The following is a 19,724-nucleotide window of genomic DNA, read 5'->3' on the forward strand; positions in this document are numbered from 1 at the left end:
CGCGCGCTTCGGCGGCGGAGTAGGCGTGCAGGAAACTTAAGGCGCGGTGCTGGATTTCCAGGCTGCCCAGCGCAAAGGTCGTCGCCGAATGCACGTCGGGATCGTCGTCTATTATCATGATCCGCCACGTCGGCCGGCTGGCATCCGGAGACGACGGAGCCTCATGGTCGTCAAAAAAGACCAGGCTGTCGTTATCCAGATTGATTTGTGAACTCATAGATATTTCTCCGAGTCTCAGTATATACCGCCAGATTGCGAGTATATAAGGAAACCAGGGGCTATTGGCAGATGATTGGGCTAGAGAATCATATGCCAGGCTGCCGGAATTACCTATGAGTTGCCTATGAAATTCAGGAAAATGGGGACTGAGTGTGTGTTTGCGGCAAAAAATGCAAACTAAGGTTAATTCGGCCAGTTTTCACTGGCGGAACCGGCCTGTATCGGCCATTGGAGGGTTTTGACAAAGCTGCGCTGCAGACAGCGCAGCTTTGTACTTTAGTGCGCTCCGCCTGCGTCCACCGGCACGGCCGATTTTGATGGCTTGGTCAGCCAGACCAGGCCGATCAATCCAAGGAACATCACGGAAGATATCCAGAAGATATCGGTGGCCGCCATCGTGCTGGCCTGCACGCTTATGGTTCTGTCAATAACGGCCCATGCGCCGGATTCCGGTATGCCCAGCTGTCCCATTTGTTGCACTGTTTGCACAAAAGCCGGATAGCTGCTGCCTGTGTGTTCGGTCAGTTGTGCATGATGCAAGGTGCCGCGGCTGTCCCAGATTGTCGTGGCGATCGACGCACCCATGCCGCCGCACATGATGCGGACAAAGTTGGATAAGCCGGCCGCTGCCGGTATTTTATGCGGCGCCTGGCCGGACAGGATGATGGACGTCAATGGAATGAAGAACATGGACATCGCGGCACCCTGTATCAGCGTGGGGATCAATAGCGACATCGTATCGACGTCGGTGCTGAATTTGGAGCGCATGTAGAAAACCAGCGCAAACAGCAGGAAGGCTACCGTGGCGACCCTGCGCGCGTCGAGTTTGGGCAGGAATTTGCCAATCAGCGGCGACAGCAGGATCGCAAACACGCCTACCGGCGCCATCACCTTGCCGGCTTCGGTGGCGGTGTAGCCCAATTGCGTTTGCAGCCATAGGGGCATGATGACAAGACTGCCGAAAAACAGGCCATAGCCTATCGATATCGCAACCACGCCGGCGCTAAAATTACGCCCCCGGAAGAGCGACAGATCCACCACCGGATGCTCTTCGCCCAGTTCCCAGATGATGAAATAAACCAGGCCGACCACGGCGACCAGCGTCAGCGCAATGATTTCGCCGGAATTGAACCAGTCCAGTTCCTTGCCCTTGTCCAGCATCAATTGCAGCGAACCTACCCAGATCACCAGCAGGCCGAGCCCGACCTTGTCGATAGGCACGAGCCGTATTGCCGATTCGCGTTTGCGGTATAGCGTCCAGGTGACCCATGCTGAAAAAACGCCGACCGGGATATTGATATAGAAAATCCACGGCCACGTGTAGTTATCCGAGATCCAGCCACCGAGCAGCGGCCCCATGATAGGGGCGACCAGCGTTGTCATGCCCCAGAGCGCAAGGGCCATGGAGCTTTTGGCAGGCGGGTAGCTGCCCAGCAGCAGCGATTGCGACAGAGGAATCATCGGGCCGGCGACCGCGCCCTGCAACACGCGTGCGGCGATCAGGATTTCTATGCTGGGAGACATGCCGCACAGCCAGGACGAGATGACGAACAGCAGGATGGAAGTGATGAACAGCCGTACCTGGCCGAAGCGCTGCGTCAGCCATCCGGTCAGCGGCACCGAGATCGCGTTCGCCACCGAGAACGAAGTGATGACCCAGGTGCCCTGTTGCGGCGATACACCCATATTGCCGGAAATCGCCGGAATGGATACGTTCGCAATCGACGAATCCAGCACGTTCATGAAAACCGCCAGCGACAAGCCCAGGGTGCCCAGCGCAAGCTGGGCACCTTTCAGGGGCTGGAGGGCGGGGGCTCCGGGTGCGCTCATTGATGGCTGGCGCCGCTGGTGGCAGCGGCCAGGTTATCCGTAACGATTTGCCCGATGTGCTTGTCTGCTTCCTTGCCGGTCTGGTCAAATACTTCGGTCTTATAGGCAGGGGTAGTGCGCGCCGGAGCTGCTGTCAGAGGCTGGCCCTGTTCCTGCGAAATATTGACCTTGACCTGCATCGACAGGCCTACGCGCAAGGGGTGGGCGGCCAGCTCTTTCGGATCCAGCGAAATGCGCACGGGTACACGCTGCACGACCTTGATCCAGTTGCCGCTGGCGTTCTGTGCCGGCAGCAGCGCAAACGCGGAGCCCGTGCCGGCAGACAGCCCGGCCACCTTGCCGTGGTATTCAACGTCGGAACCGTACAGGTCGGACTCCAGTGTCACATCCTGGCCGATGCGCATGTGCATCAGCTGTACTTCCTTGAAATTGGCGTCGATCCACAAGGCGTTCAGCGGCACGATGGACAGTAGCGGTGTGCCGGCGGCAACGCGCTGGCCAAGCTGCACTGAACGGCGGGCGATATAGCCCGTCATCGGCGCCGGCAGACTGGTACGGGCATACGCAAGGTAAGCCTCGCGCACGCGGGCCGCCGCGCGCTGCACGTTGGGATGCTGCTCCACACTGGTGTGGTCGGTCAGCACGCGGTTGGAGGCCAGTTGCTCCTTCGTTGCCAGCAAGGCGGATTCCGCACTCTGTAAAGCCGTCTTTGCGTGATCCACTTCTTCGGTAGAAACCGCGCCCGTGCTCAGCAATTGCTGGCGGCGCGCCAGGTCGGATTTTGCGCGTTCTACGTCGCTGCTGCGCTGACTGACATTGGCAGCCAGCGAGCCGTTATTGGCAAAAAGCACACGCACTTCACGTACGGTTTGCGCCAGTTGGGCATCCGCCTGGTCCAGTGCAACCTTGGAGTCGGCACGGTCCAGATCCACCAGCGGCTGGCCGGCTTGCACCATTTCCGTATCGTCGGCATGGATCGCCAGCACAGTACCGCCCACCTGCGGCGTTACCTGCACGACATTGCCGGCGGCATACGCATCGTCGGTGTGCTCATATTTTTTGCCGACCAGTTCCCAGTAGACGAGATAGGCCAGCCCAAGAATGACGAGGACGATCGTTACCTTGATCAATATGCCTTTACGCTTGCCGTTGCTGCCGTTTCCGTTTCCGTTTTCATTTCCACTTCCATTAGATGCTGGAGCCGGTGTTGCCGGTGCTGGATTTGCTTGAGTCGTTTGATTATTGTCTTGAGCAGGAGCGGTCATTACGCAGCCTCCGAATGAGATTTCTGTTGATCGGTAGATTGGTTTGAAGAGGTAGATGCTGCGCCGGGCAGGGCAGGGACGACCGGCGCGCGCAATTCGGGCGAGGCTTCAAAGCCGCCTCCCAGCGCCTTGATCAGGCTGATCTGCAAGTCGGCGCGGCGCATCTGGTTATCCAGCAGCATTTTCTGCTGTGTGATCAGCGCGCTCTCCGCTGCCAGCACGGGCAAGATGCTCGCTGTTCCTACTTTTCGCCTTTGCTGGGCTAGCATCACGGTGCGCGCGGAGGCTTGCTCTGCGATGCTTTGGTTCTTGTTCTGTTCTTCCGCTGCTTTCATCGACTGGACCTGGTCCGCCACTTCATGCAGGGCGTCTGTCAGGCTCTGGTTATACGTTGCCACCGCACTGTCGTAAGCGGCAACCTTGCCCTTCAGTTGCGCGCGCAGCCGGCCGCCTTCAAAAATAGGCAGCCTGATTGCAGGGCCGCCGCCGACGATGGCGCTGCCGCTTTTAAAGAAGTCGGAAAAGCCCAGGCTGGACAGGCCGACAAAGGCGCTCAGGTTGATATTCGGGTAGAACTGCGTCTTGGCCGTATCGATGTCGCCCTGCATTGCCTCCACGCGCCATCGCGCGGCAACGATATCCGGACGGCGGCCCAGCAGTTCCGACGGCAGCTGGGCGGGAAGCACGGCATTCCCGATCTGCGCCAGTTCCGGCCGAGGTATGCTTTGGCCGCGTTCAGGCCCTTGGCCAAGCAAGGCTGCCAGCTGGTTGCGGGTCAGCGAAATGGCTTCCTGCCACTGCGTGATCTCAGCCTTCAGTGTGGAAGTCTGCACCAGGCTTTGTTCTGTATCGGTCCTGGTGTCCAGTCCGGCTTTCAGCCTTTGCTGCGTCAGATCATCCAGCTTGTTGCGGATGGACAGCTGTCGTGTCGCCAAATCCAGTTGCGCATACTGGCGTGCCAGTTGCACCCACGCATGGGCAATGGAACTGCCAAGCACCAGGCGAGCGCTTTGCTGCTCCGCCAGCGCTGCTTTTTCCTGCGACAGTGCGCTGCGCATCTCGGCTGAGTGCTTGCCCCAGAAATCCACTTCGTACGAGATATTCAGCGCGAGCTCATTGTCGGTGTAATAGTTGCCGGCTAGCGGAGGCGGGATCAGCCCGTGTTCGGTAAAGCGCTGATATGTGCTGCCTGCGCTGGCGCCGACTGTGGGCAAAGTATCCGCATGCGTGGCTTCGATATACGCCCTGGCGGCGGCTACCCGCGCAGCAGCGACCTGCAGGCTGGGATTGTCCGCAATCGCAGAATCGATCAGGTCTTGCAGCGGCTTGCCGCCTATGCCCTGTGCCCAGCTGGCGTCCGGCCACGCGCCGGTCTGATTGACCAGTACGCCTGCGCCGCTTTGCGGCGTCAATGATTTCAATTGCGCATTGCTCTGGATACCGCTGAAGCTGACGCAAGCCGACAGCAGTACTGCTGCGCTGCTTGCCGCAAGCAATCCTGCAGACCTGCGCAGCCGACTAGGCAAGCTGCAGTGCAAAGATGAAGAGAGGAGATGTGTCATAGTAGGCTAGAAAAAATGGCAAATCTGCCGGTGTCGGACAGGAATGAAATGATTGTCATGTCAATTAGTATTTTTTGATTCCAGCAGCGGTCGGTTGGCGAGCAATTTCCTTAGCAGACTTTTCAAGAAACCTATTTCCTCGGGGCTGAAACCGGTGAATCCTACATTCAGTACGTCCGCAAAAATGCCGGGAATATTGAGCGCCAGTTGCTTGCCGGCGTCGGACAGCGCCAGCTTGAACAGGCGCTTGTCATGCGGGTCCGGAGTGCGTTCCACGAAACCCTTTGCTTCCAGCCTGTCCAGCATGCGCTTCATTGCCGCCGAGTCGATAAAGAGTTCGCGCGCGAGGTCGGCAGCGGTATTGCATTTGTCCATTGCCAGCAAAATGAAAATGCTGGCCTGCCCGTGGGTAATTCCCAGTTCGCCGAGGGATTCGTCGGCCGCTTTGGATAACATGGTCCTCGCACGGGCAAGCAGGTAGCCCACGCTGTCTTCCACTTGGTAATTATCGAATTTAAACGGAGAAGAGTTGCTCATGTGTTCATGTAAATCATTGCCTAGGCAACAGTCTACCTGAAATTAAATTCTTTTGCACAGGCTGAAATTGAATGCTGACCAGTGCTCTTTTGGTGTGGTCGTAGTCGGGCGGGGCAAAAAAAATCGGCGCCCAGGACGCCGATTTTGTTCGAGAAACAATATTACTACAAGATTTCGCTCGCATGATCCGCTAGGCGCGAGCGTTCGCCGCGTGCCAGTGTCACGTGGCCGCTGTGCGCCCAGCCTTTGAAGCGATCCACGACATAGGTCAGGCCGCTGGAACCTTCGGTCAGGTAAGGCGTATCGATCTGTGCGATATTGCCGAGGCAGATGATCTTGGTGCCCGGACCTGCGCGCGTGACCAGTGTTTTGACCTGTTTCGGCGTCAGGTTTTGCGCTTCGTCGATGATCAGGAACTTGTTGACGAAGGTCCTGCCGCGCATGAAGTTGAGCGACTTGATCTTGATGCGCGAGCGGATCAGGTCCTGGGTCGCAGCACGCCCCCAGTCGCCAGCATCGTTGTCGGACTTGTTCAGCACTTCCAGGTTGTCGTCGAATGCGCCCATCCACGGCGACATTTTTTCTTCTTCAGTGCCCGGCAGGAAGCCAATGTCTTCGCCAACAGGAACCGTTACCCTGGTCACGATAATTTCGTTATAGGTTTTGGTTTCCAGCACTTGCGCCAGACCTGCCGCCAATGCCAGCAGGGTTTTGCCGGTGCCGGCCTGGCCGAGCAACGTAACGAAATCGCATTCCGGGTCCATCAGCAGGTTCAGTGCAAAATTCTGCTCCCGGTTGCGGGACGTGATGCCCCAAACGCTGTGCTTGGCATGGCCATAGTCGCGCAAGGTCTGCAGCACCGCAGTCTTGCCGTTGATCTGCCTTACCTGACCATAGAAGGAAGCTTCCCCATTGTTCGGTTCCAGATAGACGAACTGGTTAACCAGCAGCGAAGGGATGATAGGGCCGGTAATCCGGTAGAACGTGGTGCTGAGGCCGTTCTTGTTTTCCTGCCAGGTTTCCACGCCTTTGCCGTGCTTGTTCCAGAAATCGTCCGGCAGTTGCACAATGCCTGAATACAGCAGGTCGGAATCTTCCAGTACATGGTCGTTGAAGTAATCCTCGGCAGGCAGACCCAGCGCACGCGCCTTGATGCGCATATTGATGTCTTTGGACACCAGCACTACCGGGCGACCCGGCTGGTCTGCTTCCAGCGCGCGCACGACAGTCAGGATCTGGTTGTCGGCTTTGCCCTGCGGCAGGCCAGCAGGCAAGGTGGCAGTCTGCAGCTTGGTCTGGAAGTACAGGTGGCCTTTGGCGTCCTTGTTGCCCAGCTTGGACAGCGGAATGCCTTGCTCTATTGCGTGGTGATCAATGTCGCCGACCAGCGCATCCAGCGAGCGCGATACCTGGCGCGCGTTGCGGGCGACTTCCGACATGCCTTTTTTGTGATCGTCCAGTTCTTCCAATGTGATCATCGGCAGGTAGACATCATGCTCTTCAAAACGGAACAGCGACGATGGATCGTGCATCAGCACATTGGTATCCAGCACGAACAGTTTGGTGACGCCGGATTTGTCCGCCGCACGGCTGGTGCCGGATTTGACGCGGCTTTCCGTTGTTTTTGCCTTGACGGCAGCGGGCTTTGCCGTTTTTGCCGCCGGCGTTTTTGCACGGGCCGGGGTAGCGGGAAGCTTGGCAACGACAGGCGTAGCCGTATCCTGCCTGGCAAGCGTTTTTGCCGGCAATGCCTGTGGAGGAACTGCCACTAATTTTGGTTCTGGTTTATCGGTTCTTGCAGGCTTACCCTTTTCTGCTTTCGGGTAATCCTTGGGGGACAACAGGGCCGCAGGTTTAGTCGGCATTTTCGGCAGGGGCATTAGGACCTCTTATCAAAGTTGTGAGAGCTAAAAATCATCGACTGCTTATCGACTGCTAGTGAACCCTAAAAGTCAAAAAGCCGCTATGGGCAACCCGGACAAGTTCGGGTCACTTCCATGCGCGGCTTTTTTCAAAGAAGATTCTGGGTTCCAATTACTAATGTGCGCTCACAAATTCCAACACTTCATCAACGTGTCCAGCTACTTTTACTCCACGCCATTCTTTCACTAATTTACCCGTTCCGTCAATGACAAATGTGCTGCGTTCGATTCCGCGCACTTGCTTGCCATACATGTTTTTCAGTTTCATGACATTGAACAGATTGCAAACCGCTTCGTCAGGGTCGGAAATCAGGTCAAACGGCATGCCCAGCTTGGATTTAAAACCTTCATGCGAACGTATGCTGTCGCGGCTGATGCCAAAGATGATTGCTCCATGCTCGTCAAACTGAGGATGCAGATCCCTGAAAGCCATGCTTTCCGTTGTGCAGCCTGGTGTATTGTCTTTAGGATAAAAATACAGCACCAGCTTTTTCCCTGCATAGTCACTGAGCTGGAACGCTTTGTCTCCTGTCATTGCTGCTGAAAAATTCGGAACTGTTTTATTAAGTGCGGATGGGCTTTCGTCGGCCACAGTGGTCTCCTGAACTGTTGATGGGGGAGAAAAGCGAGGGTAATGCAGAATTCCGGTCAATCTTCGCGACAAAGGGCGTCGTTGCGGCAGCGTCCTAGCCGGGTAAAGCACTGGCAGGCATCGCGGACGACCGCATCATAGTCTTGCATCGCTTGCATGGCAAGGGCTCCCTGATACTTTGGGCGGCGGCAACCAGTGTCAGCGTCAATCAGGCCGTCAGCGCCATCAGTTCGCCTGAACGGCCTGGCAATTCAGCCCAGCTGAAAGGGCGCACCGGCAATTCATCTGCCTTCAGCGTCTGGTAATAATCCGCCATGGATATGCAAGCGTAACCCTGCTTGCGCCATCCTGTCAGCAATTCTTCGAAAATGGGGGCGAGTTTCTGACCTTCAAGCTCCGCATGTAGCGTAAACACATGATTTTTTTGTATTGCCGTCAACTTCAGCAGCATAGCGGCAATATTTGACGTATCAATGACGGTGCCGTCTATCGTACGGCCCAGCAATTCGTCCAGTGTAGGCAGTGTGGTCGGCATCTGTACGCAGGCCAGGGTTTTTCCATTGATGCCCAGGCGGTAAGGGCCGGCGCCGGGGTCGGCAAGCTCGCCGTTGTCCTTCAGCATCGCCCGGCCATCGGACGCGTAGGCCATATTGAAGCTGTCTAGCTGCGAGAACGCGTGTTCATTCATTTGCCAGCCTGCCGCGCCGTGCGTTGCCGGTGCATGGCCGAAAATCTGCTGGAAGCGCTGAAAGGACTGCTGCATCTGCTTCGCAGTCCATTCGGCGCCACGTTGCCTGACATTATCCTGCCATACCACGTGGTCCCAAGTATGGATGCCGCATTCAAAACCGGCATCCTGCACTGCGCGCATGTTGGCCGCACATTGTTTGCCGATGTCCGGCGCCGGCAGCATGACGCCATACATGAGCGTTTTGATACCGTAGTGCTCGACGACGGAGGTGCGGGATACTTTCTGGAAGAAACCGGGGCGGAAAGCCCGCCGCAGTGCCCAGCCGGTATGGTCGGGGCCGAGGGAGAACAGGAACGTCGCCTGGGACTCATGCTTCTTCAGCATGCGCACCAGATTGGGAACTCCTTCGCGTGTGCCGCGATAAGTATCGACGTCGATTTTCAAGACTATGCTGGGCATGGAGACTTTCGGTGATGCGCTGCTTTTTCAGCTTATGATGAATCTGTAGATGATGCCTGTCAGGCTGGCGGCTGTGCATCTAGGATGGGCTGAAGTTCGACTGATGTCACAGGCTTGCCATCCTGCACCAGTTCCAGGATATGCAATGCACGGCCATCGCCGCAGACGCCGAGGATGGTATTGCCGGATACGGCAAGCCCGGGTTTCAGCTTGTGCGCATCCAGTTTCGACAGCCTGGCCTTGCCTATGACGTAGTGATGGCCGGCCTGTTCAAAGAAGGCACCGGGGTAGGGCGGCGCTACCGCCCTGTGCAGGTTGTAGACTTGCTGGGCGGGCTGGCTCCAGTCGATCTTGCCGTCTTCCGGTTTTCGGCCGCCGAAATAACTGCCTTTGGACAAGTCGTTGGCCGATCTTGGCGCTGTGCCGTCGATCAGCGCCGGCAGCACCGGCCACAAGGTTTGCTCCACTGCCACGGTCAGCTTGTTGAAGACTTCGTAAGCGGTATCATCCGGCAAGATGGGAACGGCGGTCTGCGCGATGATGGCGCCGGCATCCGGTTTGGCGGCCATCTCGTGCAGGGTGGCGCCGGTTTCGGTTTCCCCGTGCAGCACTGCCCAGTTGACAGGCACGCGGCCGCGGTATTTGGGTAGCAGCGAGCCATGCAGGTTATAAGCGCCGCGCTTTGCCAGCGCCAGCAGTTCAACCGGCAGTATGTGGCGGTAGTAAAAGCTGAAGATGAAGTCAGGGTGGATTTTTTCTACCTGGGCCATCAGCTCGGGCGATTTGGGATCGGCCGGCGTAATTGCAGGGATACCGTGTTCCTGGCATAAATCGGCTACCGATTCAAACCAGATGGTTTCTGCCGGATTGTCCTGGTGGGTAACGACCAGGGCCACATCCACGCCGCGCGCCAGCAAGACTTTCAGACAGCGCACCCCCACGCTGTGGTAGGCGAATACGACGGCTTTTACTGCAGGCTGGGGAGAAGCTTCATTTGCCATTTCGATATCCTGAACTGATGTCGGCTGCGTGTTGGTTGCGTATCGATTACTTGTCGGTTACATCAAGGTCAGTTGCTGTCCGGCCTGTCGGCACTGCCTTGTTCCAACACGGCTTGCACGACATAGCGCGGCCGGCCGCGTACCTGCTGGTAGATCCGGCCCACGTATTCACCCAGCAAACCTATGCCGAACAGGATGACACCCATCAGGAAAAAGGCGATGGCAAACAGCGTGAACAGACCTTCGGCTTCCGCGCCGAACAGGAAACGCCTTAGCAGCAGCCAGATGACCAGTGCGCCTGATGCGGCAGACAGGATCATGCCGAGCATGGAAAATATCTGCAGCGGCACCACCGAGAAACCGGTCATCAGGTCGAAATTCAGGCGTATCAGGCTATAGATAGAATATTTGGATTCGCCTGCAGCACGTTCTTCGTGTTCGACAATGATCTCTGTCGGCTTGCGCGCGAAGGTATAGGCCAGCGCCGGAACGAAAGTATTGACCTCGCTGCACTGGTTGATCAGGTCGATGACATTGCGGCCATAGGCGCGCAGCATATTGCCCTGATCGGTGATCTTGATGCGGGTAATCCTCTCGCGCAGGCGGTTCATGGCCTTGGAGGCATACGTGCGCCAGGCAGAATCCTGGCGTTTGCGGCGGATGGAGCCGACGTAGTCGTAGCCCTCGCGCATTTTTTCGACCAGCTTGCCGATTTCTTCGGGAGGGTTCTGCAAATCGGCATCCAGTGTCACGACGATATCGCCGCGGGTAGCCTGGAAGCCGGCCAGTATCGCCATGTGCTGGCCGTAATTGCCGTTGAACAGCACGACCCGCGTCACGTCTGGCCTGAGGCGGAACTGCGTCGCCAGCATTGCCGCAGTGCCGTCCCGGCTACCGTCGTTGACGAATACGATTTCATAGCTGACGCCGGTGGCAGCCAGCGCATCCAGCGCGGGATACAAGCGGGCGTACAGGCGGTCCAGACCTGCTTCTTCGTTATAGACGGGGATGACAACTGAGAGTTCTGGTTTCATCAGGCAGCGCTTATTTTATTGAAGGCAGGATTTTACCGCAGCTACGGCGCGTTCCACATCAGATTCGTTCATTGCCGGAAACAGCGGCAAGGTCACGATCTGCTTGCCGACCCTCTCGGCGATGGGAAACATGCCGTCGGTAAAGCCGCGTGCGCGGTAATAGCTGAACAGGTGGATCGCACGGTAGTGGTAGCCGAGGCCGATTTTCTTTTCCATCATCTGTTCCATGAACGTGGCGCGGTTGATGCGTTCGGGCAGTACGATATGGAACATGTGCCAGTTGCACTGCTCAAAATCGGCAACCGGCAGCTCGGCTCCGGTACTGGCTTCAAAATCATTGCCGAAAGCGGCAAAATAGTGTTTTGCCAGCGCCAGTCGCCTGGCATTGAATTCGGCCAGGTGCTTCATCTGGCCCAGGCCTATCGCCGCGGCAATGTCGGTCATATTGTATTTGCCGCCAAGCACGTCCACATCGATACCGTCCAGGCCGCTGCGGGTCACGCCCTGCAGCCGGTATTTCTCTGCCAGCCGGGCTTCTTCTGCATTGTTCAGCACCAGGCAGCCGCCTTCGCCGGTCATGATGTTTTTGTTGACCTGGAAGCTGAACGACGCAAAATCGCCGAACGAGCCTATGCGCTTGCCTTGCCAGGTCGAGCCTATCGCCTGCGCAGCATCTTCCACCACGCGTAGATTATGCTTTTTTGCCAGTGCATACAGTTTATCCATATCGCAGGGCAGGCCGCAGATGTGGACCGGAATGATGGCCTTGGTCCTGGGAGTGATGACGGCCTCGACCTTGTCCAGATCGATATTGTGCGTACGCGGGTCAATATCCGCAAAGACCGGCGTGGCGCCGGTTTCTATGATGACATTGGCAGTGGCAACCCAGGAGTTCGGCGTGGTGATCACTTCATCGCCGGCGCCTATGCCGGCGATGCGCAGCGCGATTTCCATCGTGCAGGTGCCGGAATTGAAGGTGCGCACCGGACGCCCGCCGAAATATTCGGATAACTGGGCTTCCAGTGCCTGCACATTGGGGCCGCTGGTCAGCCAGCCGGAACGCAATACATTGCCTACTGCGGCAATGGTTTCTTCATCAATGGTCGGTTTGGTAAACGGCAGGAAAGGCAGTTGCTCGCTCATGGATATCCCTTGTCTGGTCTTTGTCGGAATTATTATAAAGCCGGGAAATAGATTGCCCGGCCCTTGATTTGCGCCGCCTGCGTCTATTTTTCGGCCGGAGTTCCGGCCTGCGCAGGCTGCCGTGCTATGGTGCTGGCAATCACTGCCCGCCGTGGATCTTGCCCGATAAGCCGCATCGGCACACCTTGCTTTTGCATGTCCTCATAGACTTCCGTTCGCAGAATGGCGATGGAGAGTTTGCCGCTGGCGTAGTCGGCGCGCCATTTCTGGACAAAAGTGCTGCGCTCCGGTATCCACAACTGCGGTTCCTGCTGCAGGCCAAATTCCAGTTCATCCGGGAATTCTACCGGGATCAATGTGCGTCCCAGATAAAAGGGCAGGCATTGTTCGTACTGGCCTACCGTGTATATGGGCGTATCCGGCTTCAGTTCAGTCTGGATGGCATGCAATTGCAGCAGGCCCGCGCGGTAATAGCCCCATGGTTCGTAGCCCAGCAATACAGTCTGGCTGGCGAGAAGCCCCGCAGCCGACAGGCTGATGACGGCCCAATCCCTATGGCTGCGTGCAATGGCTGCCGCCACGATACCGCCGGCGGTGATGATCAGCGCCGTGGCGATCAGCCAGGGGATGACACCCTGGTTCAGCGCCTGTTCCAGCGGCGGCAACTTCGCCGACGCAATTTTTTCCGGCGAGACAAGGACAAATCCCAGCGTGGCTAAACCAAGCAAGGTAAACAGCATAGCGGCAAAACGCAGGCTTTTACTGGAACCGGCTTCCAGCTGGCAGGCAATCAGCAGCGCCAGCGATGGGAAGATAGGCAGGATATAGCCGGTCAGCTTGGAGTGGGAAATGCTGAAGAAAAAGAAAATGAAAATGGTCCACACCAGCAGCATCTGCCGGGCCTGGAAACCCTGGCTTTCCCTTTTGACGCCCGCCCACATGCCCTGCAGCAGCAGGCCTAGCCACGGAATAATTCCTATGGCCAGAATGCCGAAAAAGAAATAGGCCGGTTGGTTGCGCTTGTGCACGTTGCTGGTGAAGCGGTCCAGGTGTTCGTGGATAAAGAAAAAGTGCGGGTGTTCCGGATTCTTGATTGCCACCAGCACAAACCACGGAGCGGAGATGGCGAAGAAAAGCAGCAGGCCCTTGCCCATGTGCAGCCGCTTCCAGATCGCCCAGTCGCGCGAAACGAAGGTGTAAATCACCAGCACTGCTCCCGGCAATACCACGCCGATCAGGCCCTTGGTCAGCACTGCCAGCGCCATGCCCGCCCAGCACAGAAGCATGCCGTTTCGCTGTTCCGCTGCACTGGCGCCATTGCGCTGGCCCAGCAGCACGCCGCACAGCGTGATAGTCATCATTCCCGCTACCGCCATATCCAGCGAGTTATAGTGTGCCGATGCTGCCCATAGCACGCTGGAACCCAGCACCAGCGCAGCATTGATGCCGGTTCTGGCGCTGAATACCTTGCGCCCGGTGTAGGCAACCAGGCCCACGCCCAGCAAGCCGCACAGGCCGGTCCACAGGCGGGCCTGCCATTCGCCTACGCCGAACAGTTCAAACGTGATGACATTCATCCACGCCTGCAGCGGCGGCTTTTCAAAATACTTGATGCCGTCCAGGCGTGGGGTAATCCAGTCGCCCGTGACTAGCATTTCGCGCGCCATCTCCGCGTAACGGCCCTCGTCGGTGGGTATCAGCGTGCGGTTGCCCAGCATGTAAAACCAGACAATCAGGAAAAGTATCGACAGTATCCAGAGCAGGCGGCGGGAATCGAACGGGGACGAGGTTTGCTTCATTCAGTTTCCATGATCAGGGCCAGCGCGACTTTGCGGCCTTCCGCCATCAGGATGTTGTAAGTACGGCAAGCTGCCTGGTTGTCCATGCACTCAACGCCTATTCTTTTTTCCGTCAGCACGGCGGTCAATTTGGGGTGGACAAAACGCTGTTTGTAACCGGTGCCAAGTATCACGACATCCGGCTTGGTCGCTTCAAGCTGTACGAAATGCTCGGTGGTAAGGTCTTCGAACTTGCCGACAGGCCAGGCGGCAGGCAATACTTCGGGCAATACAACGAGGCTATGCTCATAGCGTATGGCATTCAGTTCGACACCGGTTTTATCGTAGGCGGTAACGGTTTGATATTGCTGGGTAAGGGTGGTGTGCAGCTTCATGGCGAGGTGGTGTGCGGTCCGACTCCTGCTCTTGGCAAATCGTCAGGCATGCTTTGCTTGATAATTGCCGCATTGTAGCTGCTTTTTTATTGCATAGCTTGTCAGTTTTCTGCTGCGGGCGTGGATTTTCCTGCCGGTGCGATCGGGGGGAATAAGGCTCTGTGAGGAATTGCTGTGCCATCATTAATATATTAATGGAGCGTAATTACTTTTATCTTCATTCACGCAACAGAATCGCCTGTAGCCCCGCGCTGTGTCGTGGTGCGAGGCAGGCGATCGCCCTCGGACATGCTTGCTAAATCAAGTTGATACGCCAAAAAAGCAAATAATATTAGACAATTTCGCAAAACGGATTGATAAAACCGTGCGCATTGGGCAGAATGGTTGGTTCGGCAGTGCAGCATTTTGCTGCATCCTTGCACCAAACTTTAGCAAAGAATCTATTGCCGGCCGCTGGGAGACGCGTGGCCGCATCAAGCTTCCGTAACCGATGGAAAGACCGCTGCAGTGAGAACCATACAAAAATCGAATAAACTCGCCGACGTCTGCTACGACATCCGTGGACCTGTGCTGGAAAAAGCCAAGCAGATGGAGGACGAGGGGCACAAGATCATCAAATTGAACATCGGCAACCTGGCCGTCTTCAATTTCGGCCCGCCGGACGAGATCGTGCAGGACATGATCCACAACATGCACAATGCTGCCGGCTACACCGATTCCAAGGGCATGTTCGCGCCACGCAAGTCCATCATGCATTACACGCAAGAAAAGCATATACGCGGTGTGACGATAGAGGATATCTATATAGGCAACGGCGCATCCGAACTAATCGTGATGGGCATGAATGCCTTGCTGAACACCGGCGACGAGGTGCTGGTGCCGGCACCGGACTATCCTTTATGGACGGCCGCGGTCAGCCTGTCGGGCGGCAAGCCTGTGCATTACGTCTGTGATGAAAGTGCGGACTGGATGCCGGATATCGACGATATCAAGAGCAAGATTACGCCGAATACGCGCGCCATCGTCGTCATCAACCCGAATAATCCTACCGGCGCGCTGTACCCGGTGGAAGTGCTGCAGCAGATTGTCGACGTCGCTCGCGAGCACCAACTGATCGTGTTCGCCGATGAAATCTACGACAAGACCTTGTATGACGAAGCCGAACATACATCGATTGCATCGTTGGCCGACGACGTATTGTTCCTGACGCTGAACGGTCTGTCTAAAAATTATCGCTCCTGCGGTTACCGCGCCGGCTGGATGGTGGTGTCGGGTGAGAAGCGGCATGCGAAAGACTATATTGAAGGCCTGAACATGCTGGCCTCGATGCGACTGTGCGCGAATGCGCCGGGGCAATTCGCAATCCAGACCGCATTGGGAGGCTACCAGAGCATCAATGACCTGGTCGGTCCGGGCGGCCGGCTGTTGCGCCAGCGCGATCTGGCGCATAAGCTGTTGACGGCGATACCGGGCGTTACCTGTGTCAAACCCAAGGCGGCGCTGTATATGTTTCCGAAGCTGGATCCTGAAATGTATCCGATCAAGGACGATCAGGAATTCATTCACGAACTGTTGACCGAACAGAAAGTGTTGCTGGTGCAGGGCACGGGGTTCAACTGGATCAGGCCCGATCACTTCCGTGTCGTATTTTTGCCGAATTCCGACGACCTGACCGATGCTTTCGGCAGGATTGCGAATTTCCTTGAAGGATACCGCAAGCGCCACGGCACCGGCTGAACGAACTTGTCATTAAAGTTTTACCTTGTTTACCTCATTAACCAGCATCATTGAAGATTATATGAAACCCATCAAAGTAGGTCTGTTAGGCATAGGAACGGTAGGTTCCGGCACATTCAACGTCTTGAAGCGCAACCAGGAAGAGATTATGCGTCGCGCAGGCCGTTCGATTGAGATTACGATGGTGGCAGACCTGAACGTGGACAGGGCGCGCGAGTTGACCAATGGAGAGTGCGAGGTCGTCAACGACGCCAATCTCGTCGTGAACCATCCCGATATCGACATCGTCATCGAACTGATAGGCGGTTACGGCATCGCCAAAGACCTGGTGCTGAAAGCCATTGCGCAAGGCAAGCATGTGGTGACGGCAAACAAGGCGCTGCTGGCCACCCATGGCAATGAAATTTTCCAGGCTGCGCAAGAAAAAGGTGTAATGGTGGCGTTTGAGGCGGCAGTAGCCGGCGGCATTCCCATCATTAAATCGCTGCGCGAAGGCCTGACGGCCAATCGCATACAGTGGATTGCCGGCATCATCAACGGCACGACGAATTTCATCCTGTCCGAAATGCGCGACAAGGGCCTGGACTTTGACGTGGCGCTGAAGCAGGCGCAGGCCTTGGGTTATGCCGAAGCCGATCCTACCTTCGATATTGAGGGCGTGGATGCCGCACACAAGGCGACCATCATGGCATCGATTGCCTACGGCATCCCCATGCAGTTCGATAAGGCGCATGTGGAGGGCATTACCAAACTGGAAGCAACCGACATTCGGTATGCTGAGCAGCTGGGCTACCGCATCAAGCTGCTGGGTATCACCAAGCGCACCGACAAGGGCATAGAGTTGCGGGTGCATCCAACGCTGATCCCTACCAGGCGGCTGATTGCCAACGTGGAAGGCGCGATGAATGCGGTGCTGGTGCAGGGCGACGCCGTCGGCGCAACGCTTTACTACGGCAAGGGCGCCGGCGCTGAGCCTACCGCATCCGCGGTGATTGCCGACCTGGTGGACATCACGCGCCTGGCGACTGCCGATCCTGAACATCGGGTACCACACCTGGCTTTCCAGCCGAATGCCATCAGCGACCTGCCTATTCTGCCGATGTCGGAAATCGTCACCAGCTATTACCTGCGCATGCATGTGGCCGACCAGGCCGGCGTATTGGCCGACGTCACCCGCATCCTGGCGGATTCTTCGATTTCCATCGATGCGATGCTACAGAAGGAGCCGGCCGAAGGCGAAACGCAGACCGACATCATCATTCTGACGCATCAGACTCAGGAGAAGAATATCGTTGCAGCAATTGCCCGCATAGAGGCGCTGAGTTCGGTCTTCGGCACCGTGACCAAGCTGCGGCTGGAAGAACTGAGCTAGAAGCTGTTTACCTGTCCACCGTCGTTCTGGGACGGGCAGATACTGAAAAGCCGGCTGTGCCGGCTTTCTTGCGTTTGCGACGAGCTGTCTTGTCAGCGCGCTGTTTTTTCCAGGAATTCAGCCGGCTTGCCATCGTGGATATATAGCAGGCTGGAGGCGCGCGTGCCGTAAGTGGGCGATGCGATAAAGGCGGACGACAGCAAGCGCTCCATGTCGATGCTGACGCCGGTGTCGGGAAGCCGGCAATCGGGTGCCTTGGTCGAATCTGCCAGCATTTCAAAATAGGCGCCTTCCGGTGCGCGCTGGCACAGCAGGCTGGCGAACTCCGCCTTGGTGCTGACGACCTTGGGCCAGGGGGTATCCAGCGCGGCATTTGAAATGCCGTATATTCCCGGCAGCAGCGGCTTGCCGTTGCGCTCGTCCTGCTGCCAGCGGTTGGAAAACCAGATCAGGTCGTCACCGTCTCCCAGCAGCAGGTTGAAGCCGTTGTAGGCTTGTGCGCCATCCTTGATCTGTTCAACATATTTCGCCGCTGAAGCACTGCCCTGCAGGAAATCGCTGACCAGTGCGCCCCTGCTGGGCGCATCGGGCCGTTTTTCTGAAGGTGCGCGGATATTGGTGATGGCAGCAAATCTGGTGGTGACTGAGTCCGGGCCATTCCTGGTGGAGATGCCCATCCAGGTGCCGCCGGCCTGCAGATCGCGGCCCGCATAAATGTTTGGCACATCCTGCCACCAGCCTGCCGGCGCTGCCGGGCGTTCGTAAAATTCATCGCGGTTGCCTGCCACGACCAGCGGCGTGGAGGGGATCAGCTTCCAGGCGAAAACGATCAGGCACATGGAGTGATATCCATAAAATATTCGATATGGCGTTTGCCTCCATCGGCTATCACTGCAAGCAGTTGCGTGTGCTGCAACGCGGCGCGCATTTGTGCCTCGAAATCTTGCGGCACCCCTTTGTAGACTTCCATCCAGGTGTGCATGCCGTTTTCCGCTTCAGGCCGCCGCTTCAACTCAGTGGCAACCCCGGCCTGCTCGAACAGTTGCAGCAGTTTGCCGGCCTGCTGCCCAACCTGCTGCTGATGCTGGGCCTCAGCACGGTAATAGATATAGCAATCCATCTTGGCGCTCATTGGGTAATGTCGAGCACGGCATAGGGCAGGGGCAGGAATTCCAGCACCGGGCCGTCGCTGGCGCCGAGGCGGATGTCGCCGGCCTCCTGGTCTGCTACTTTCAACTCCACCAGGCACAGGCTCTGGCCTGCCGCAACAGTTTCAGCGTTGACGATCATGCCGCAAGGCTGGCTGGCGTCGCTGCCGCTAAAGACTTCCGTGCCCGCGACAACTTCCGCCACTGGGGCGCGCACAATGGACATCCTGCGCCTGAGTTTGCCCAGATACTGGCTGCGGGCGACAATTTCTTGCCCTGGATAGCAGCCTTTTTTGAAATTGACGCCACCTATCAATTCAAAATTGACCATTTGCGGCACGAACTGCTCCTGCGTCGCGGCCGTGATCCTTGGAATGCCGGCCTGGATTTCGCTCAGGCGCCAAGCGCTGGTATTGGCCGGTTTCAAATGCGCGCTCAACACGGGCCATGCCTGCATTGCCGTTTCCGCGCCCGTGATCCACTGGTAGCGGGCAATGCCGTCCGCGTCTGGCATGCGGATCAGGCTACCGAAATCGTTGTCCAGCTTGGCGAAGGGCTGGGCGGGCAGGGCAGGGAACCATTGCTGCAAGGCTTGCGCTGCTGCTTTGCCGCCCAAGCCGAGCACAACGTAGTCAGCGCTGACGTCGGCCAGCTTGGCCTTGGACCGCAATATAAACATTTGCAGGCGTTTTTGTATCGGCGCCTGTATGCGGCGTGAGAGCTGCAGGAAGATGCCTGCCTCTGTTTTCCACGTGAGAAAACTCGCCATCATGCGGCCCTTGGGCGAACAAAAGGCTGCCAGCCTGGCTTCAGTGACACCGAGGCCCTCTATATCGTTGGTCAATTGGTTATGCAGGAAGCTCGCGGCGTCATCGCCGGAGGCCAGGATCAAGCCCAGATCGGTCAGCGGTGCGAAGAAGCCGGTTTGCAGGCTGTCATCTTGCCAGGCAGGCGGGTAGCCGATAACATCCGCGCCGTCTTCATCCGCTATTTGCGCGCCGTGCTGCGCCAGGAACTGCTGCCAAGTCGTCATCTTTTC

General features: G+C 57.2%; 17 protein-coding genes and 1 pseudogene. 2 read left to right on the plus strand and 16 right to left on the minus strand.

Features of this window, described 5'->3' with window-relative positions:
• The 13 genes and pseudogenes from ACO0LO_RS28345 to ACO0LO_RS28405 form a co-directional block, all read right to left on the minus strand.
• Nucleotides 1-217 (minus strand): annotated as a pseudogene (locus tag ACO0LO_RS28345) (response regulator); the annotation flags it as partial.
• A 278-nt stretch (nucleotides 218-495) separates the two neighbouring features.
• The gene (locus ACO0LO_RS28350; protein ID WP_422969789.1) at nucleotides 496-2,049 is read right to left on the minus strand and encodes a DHA2 family efflux MFS transporter permease subunit; all 1,554 of its coding nucleotides are present in this window, start codon (nucleotides 2,047-2,049) and stop codon (nucleotides 496-498) included.
• Entirely contained in the window at nucleotides 2,046-3,314 is a 1,269-nt protein-coding gene (locus tag ACO0LO_RS28355; protein ID WP_422969791.1) for an HlyD family efflux transporter periplasmic adaptor subunit, read from the minus strand. Before ACO0LO_RS28355 ends, ACO0LO_RS28350 begins: the two co-directional genes overlap by 4 nt.
• On the minus strand, nucleotides 3,314-4,810 hold the full coding sequence (locus ACO0LO_RS28360; protein ID WP_422969792.1) for an efflux transporter outer membrane subunit: 1,497 nt from the start codon (nucleotides 4,808-4,810) through the stop codon (nucleotides 3,314-3,316). Before ACO0LO_RS28360 ends, ACO0LO_RS28355 begins: the two co-directional genes overlap by 1 nt.
• 126 nt (nucleotides 4,811-4,936) lie before the next feature.
• Nucleotides 4,937-5,413, minus strand: coding sequence for a MarR family winged helix-turn-helix transcriptional regulator (locus ACO0LO_RS28365; RefSeq protein ID WP_422969794.1), 477 nt, complete (start codon nucleotides 5,411-5,413; stop codon nucleotides 4,937-4,939).
• A 164-nt stretch (nucleotides 5,414-5,577) separates the two neighbouring features.
• Nucleotides 5,578-7,293, minus strand: a complete 1,716-nt coding sequence (locus ACO0LO_RS28370) for a PhoH family protein (protein WP_422969796.1) — start codon at nucleotides 7,291-7,293, stop codon at nucleotides 5,578-5,580.
• A gap of 157 nt (nucleotides 7,294-7,450) precedes the next feature.
• Nucleotides 7,451-7,927 carry a peroxiredoxin gene (locus ACO0LO_RS28375; RefSeq protein ID WP_422969798.1) on the minus strand — a complete coding sequence of 159 codons (477 nt, stop codon included), beginning with the start codon at nucleotides 7,925-7,927 and terminating at the stop codon, nucleotides 7,451-7,453.
• A gap of 208 nt (nucleotides 7,928-8,135) precedes the next feature.
• Nucleotides 8,136-9,077 carry a polysaccharide deacetylase family protein gene (locus ACO0LO_RS28380; RefSeq protein WP_422969800.1) on the minus strand — a complete coding sequence of 314 codons (942 nt, stop codon included), beginning with the start codon at nucleotides 9,075-9,077 and terminating at the stop codon, nucleotides 8,136-8,138.
• Nucleotides 9,078-9,136: 59 nt separating this feature from the next.
• Nucleotides 9,137-10,078, minus strand: a complete 942-nt coding sequence (locus ACO0LO_RS28385; RefSeq protein ID WP_422969802.1) for a formyltransferase — start codon at nucleotides 10,076-10,078, stop codon at nucleotides 9,137-9,139.
• A 68-nt stretch (nucleotides 10,079-10,146) separates the two neighbouring features.
• Nucleotides 10,147-11,112: a glycosyltransferase gene (locus tag ACO0LO_RS28390; RefSeq protein WP_422969803.1), complete on the minus strand. Its 966-nt coding sequence runs from the start codon at nucleotides 11,110-11,112 to the stop codon at nucleotides 10,147-10,149.
• A 15-nt stretch (nucleotides 11,113-11,127) separates the two neighbouring features.
• Nucleotides 11,128-12,255 (minus strand): DegT/DnrJ/EryC1/StrS family aminotransferase, encoded by a 1,128-nt coding sequence (locus tag ACO0LO_RS28395; protein ID WP_422969805.1) that lies wholly within the window; start codon nucleotides 12,253-12,255, stop codon nucleotides 11,128-11,130.
• 83 nt (nucleotides 12,256-12,338) lie between these two features.
• Nucleotides 12,339-14,054 (minus strand): glycosyltransferase family 39 protein, encoded by a 1,716-nt coding sequence (locus tag ACO0LO_RS28400; RefSeq protein WP_422969807.1) that lies wholly within the window; start codon nucleotides 14,052-14,054, stop codon nucleotides 12,339-12,341.
• A complete protein-coding gene (locus tag ACO0LO_RS28405; protein WP_422969809.1) occupies nucleotides 14,051-14,428 on the minus strand; it encodes an Mth938-like domain-containing protein in 378 nt (125 codons plus the stop codon). Before ACO0LO_RS28405 ends, ACO0LO_RS28400 begins: the two co-directional genes overlap by 4 nt.
• 507 nt (nucleotides 14,429-14,935) lie before the next feature.
• Between ACO0LO_RS28405 and ACO0LO_RS28410 the strand changes: the two genes are divergently transcribed.
• Together ACO0LO_RS28410 and ACO0LO_RS28415 are read left to right on the plus strand one after the other, a co-directional pair.
• Nucleotides 14,936-16,165 (plus strand): pyridoxal phosphate-dependent aminotransferase, encoded by a 1,230-nt coding sequence (locus ACO0LO_RS28410; RefSeq protein ID WP_422969811.1) that lies wholly within the window; start codon nucleotides 14,936-14,938, stop codon nucleotides 16,163-16,165.
• A gap of 61 nt (nucleotides 16,166-16,226) precedes the next feature.
• Entirely contained in the window at nucleotides 16,227-17,537 is a 1,311-nt protein-coding gene (locus ACO0LO_RS28415) for a homoserine dehydrogenase (RefSeq protein WP_422969813.1), read from the plus strand.
• Nucleotides 17,538-17,629: 92 nt separating this feature from the next.
• On the opposite strand, the gene ACO0LO_RS28420 is transcribed toward ACO0LO_RS28415, so the two are convergent.
• Genes ACO0LO_RS28420 through ACO0LO_RS28430 form a run of 3 tightly spaced genes read right to left on the minus strand, consistent with a single transcriptional unit; the run spans nucleotide 17,630 to nucleotide 19,718 of the window.
• The gene (locus ACO0LO_RS28420) at nucleotides 17,630-18,376 is read right to left on the minus strand and encodes an NRDE family protein (protein ID WP_422969815.1); all 747 of its coding nucleotides are present in this window, start codon (nucleotides 18,374-18,376) and stop codon (nucleotides 17,630-17,632) included.
• Nucleotides 18,367-18,669: a DUF4936 family protein gene (locus ACO0LO_RS28425; RefSeq protein ID WP_422969816.1), complete on the minus strand. Its 303-nt coding sequence runs from the start codon at nucleotides 18,667-18,669 to the stop codon at nucleotides 18,367-18,369. Before ACO0LO_RS28425 ends, ACO0LO_RS28420 begins: the two co-directional genes overlap by 10 nt.
• On the minus strand, nucleotides 18,666-19,718 hold the full coding sequence (locus tag ACO0LO_RS28430) for a YgfZ/GcvT domain-containing protein (RefSeq protein ID WP_422969818.1): 1,053 nt from the start codon (nucleotides 19,716-19,718) through the stop codon (nucleotides 18,666-18,668). Before ACO0LO_RS28430 ends, ACO0LO_RS28425 begins: the two co-directional genes overlap by 4 nt.
• Nucleotides 19,719-19,724: the final 6 nt, after the last annotated feature.

Origin of the sequence: Undibacterium sp. TJN25, assembly GCF_049339885.1 — a bacterium.
Taxonomy (GTDB): domain Bacteria; phylum Pseudomonadota; class Gammaproteobacteria; order Burkholderiales; family Burkholderiaceae_D; genus Undibacterium.

Bases quoted from the DNA above. Each gene is read 5' to 3' on its own strand.
- ACO0LO_RS28350 (WP_422969789.1), bottom strand. From the start codon at position 2,049: ATGAGCGCACCCGGAGCCCCCGCCCTCCAGCCCCTGAAAGGTGCCCAG.
- ACO0LO_RS28355 (WP_422969791.1), bottom strand. From the start codon at position 3,314: ATGACCGCTCCTGCTCAAGACAATAATCAAACGACTCAAGCAAATCCA.
- ACO0LO_RS28365 (WP_422969794.1), bottom strand. From the start codon at position 5,413: ATGAGCAACTCTTCTCCGTTTAAATTCGATAATTACCAAGTGGAAGAC.
- ACO0LO_RS28370 (WP_422969796.1), bottom strand. From the start codon at position 7,293: ATGCCCCTGCCGAAAATGCCGACTAAACCTGCGGCCCTGTTGTCCCCC.
- ACO0LO_RS28380 (WP_422969800.1), bottom strand. From the start codon at position 9,077: ATGCCCAGCATAGTCTTGAAAATCGACGTCGATACTTATCGCGGCACA.
- ACO0LO_RS28385 (WP_422969802.1), bottom strand. From the start codon at position 10,078: ATGGCAAATGAAGCTTCTCCCCAGCCTGCAGTAAAAGCCGTCGTATTC.
- ACO0LO_RS28390 (WP_422969803.1), bottom strand. From the start codon at position 11,112: ATGAAACCAGAACTCTCAGTTGTCATCCCCGTCTATAACGAAGAAGCA.
- ACO0LO_RS28395 (WP_422969805.1), bottom strand. From the start codon at position 12,255: ATGAGCGAGCAACTGCCTTTCCTGCCGTTTACCAAACCGACCATTGAT.
- ACO0LO_RS28400 (WP_422969807.1), bottom strand. From the start codon at position 14,054: ATGAAGCAAACCTCGTCCCCGTTCGATTCCCGCCGCCTGCTCTGGATA.
- ACO0LO_RS28405 (WP_422969809.1), bottom strand. From the start codon at position 14,428: ATGAAGCTGCACACCACCCTTACCCAGCAATATCAAACCGTTACCGCC.
- ACO0LO_RS28415 (WP_422969813.1), top strand. From the start codon at position 16,227: ATGAAACCCATCAAAGTAGGTCTGTTAGGCATAGGAACGGTAGGTTCC.
- ACO0LO_RS28420 (WP_422969815.1), bottom strand. From the start codon at position 18,376: ATGTGCCTGATCGTTTTCGCCTGGAAGCTGATCCCCTCCACGCCGCTG.
- ACO0LO_RS28425 (WP_422969816.1), bottom strand. From the start codon at position 18,669: ATGAGCGCCAAGATGGATTGCTATATCTATTACCGTGCTGAGGCCCAG.
- ACO0LO_RS28430 (WP_422969818.1), bottom strand. From the start codon at position 19,718: ATGACGACTTGGCAGCAGTTCCTGGCGCAGCACGGCGCGCAAATAGCG.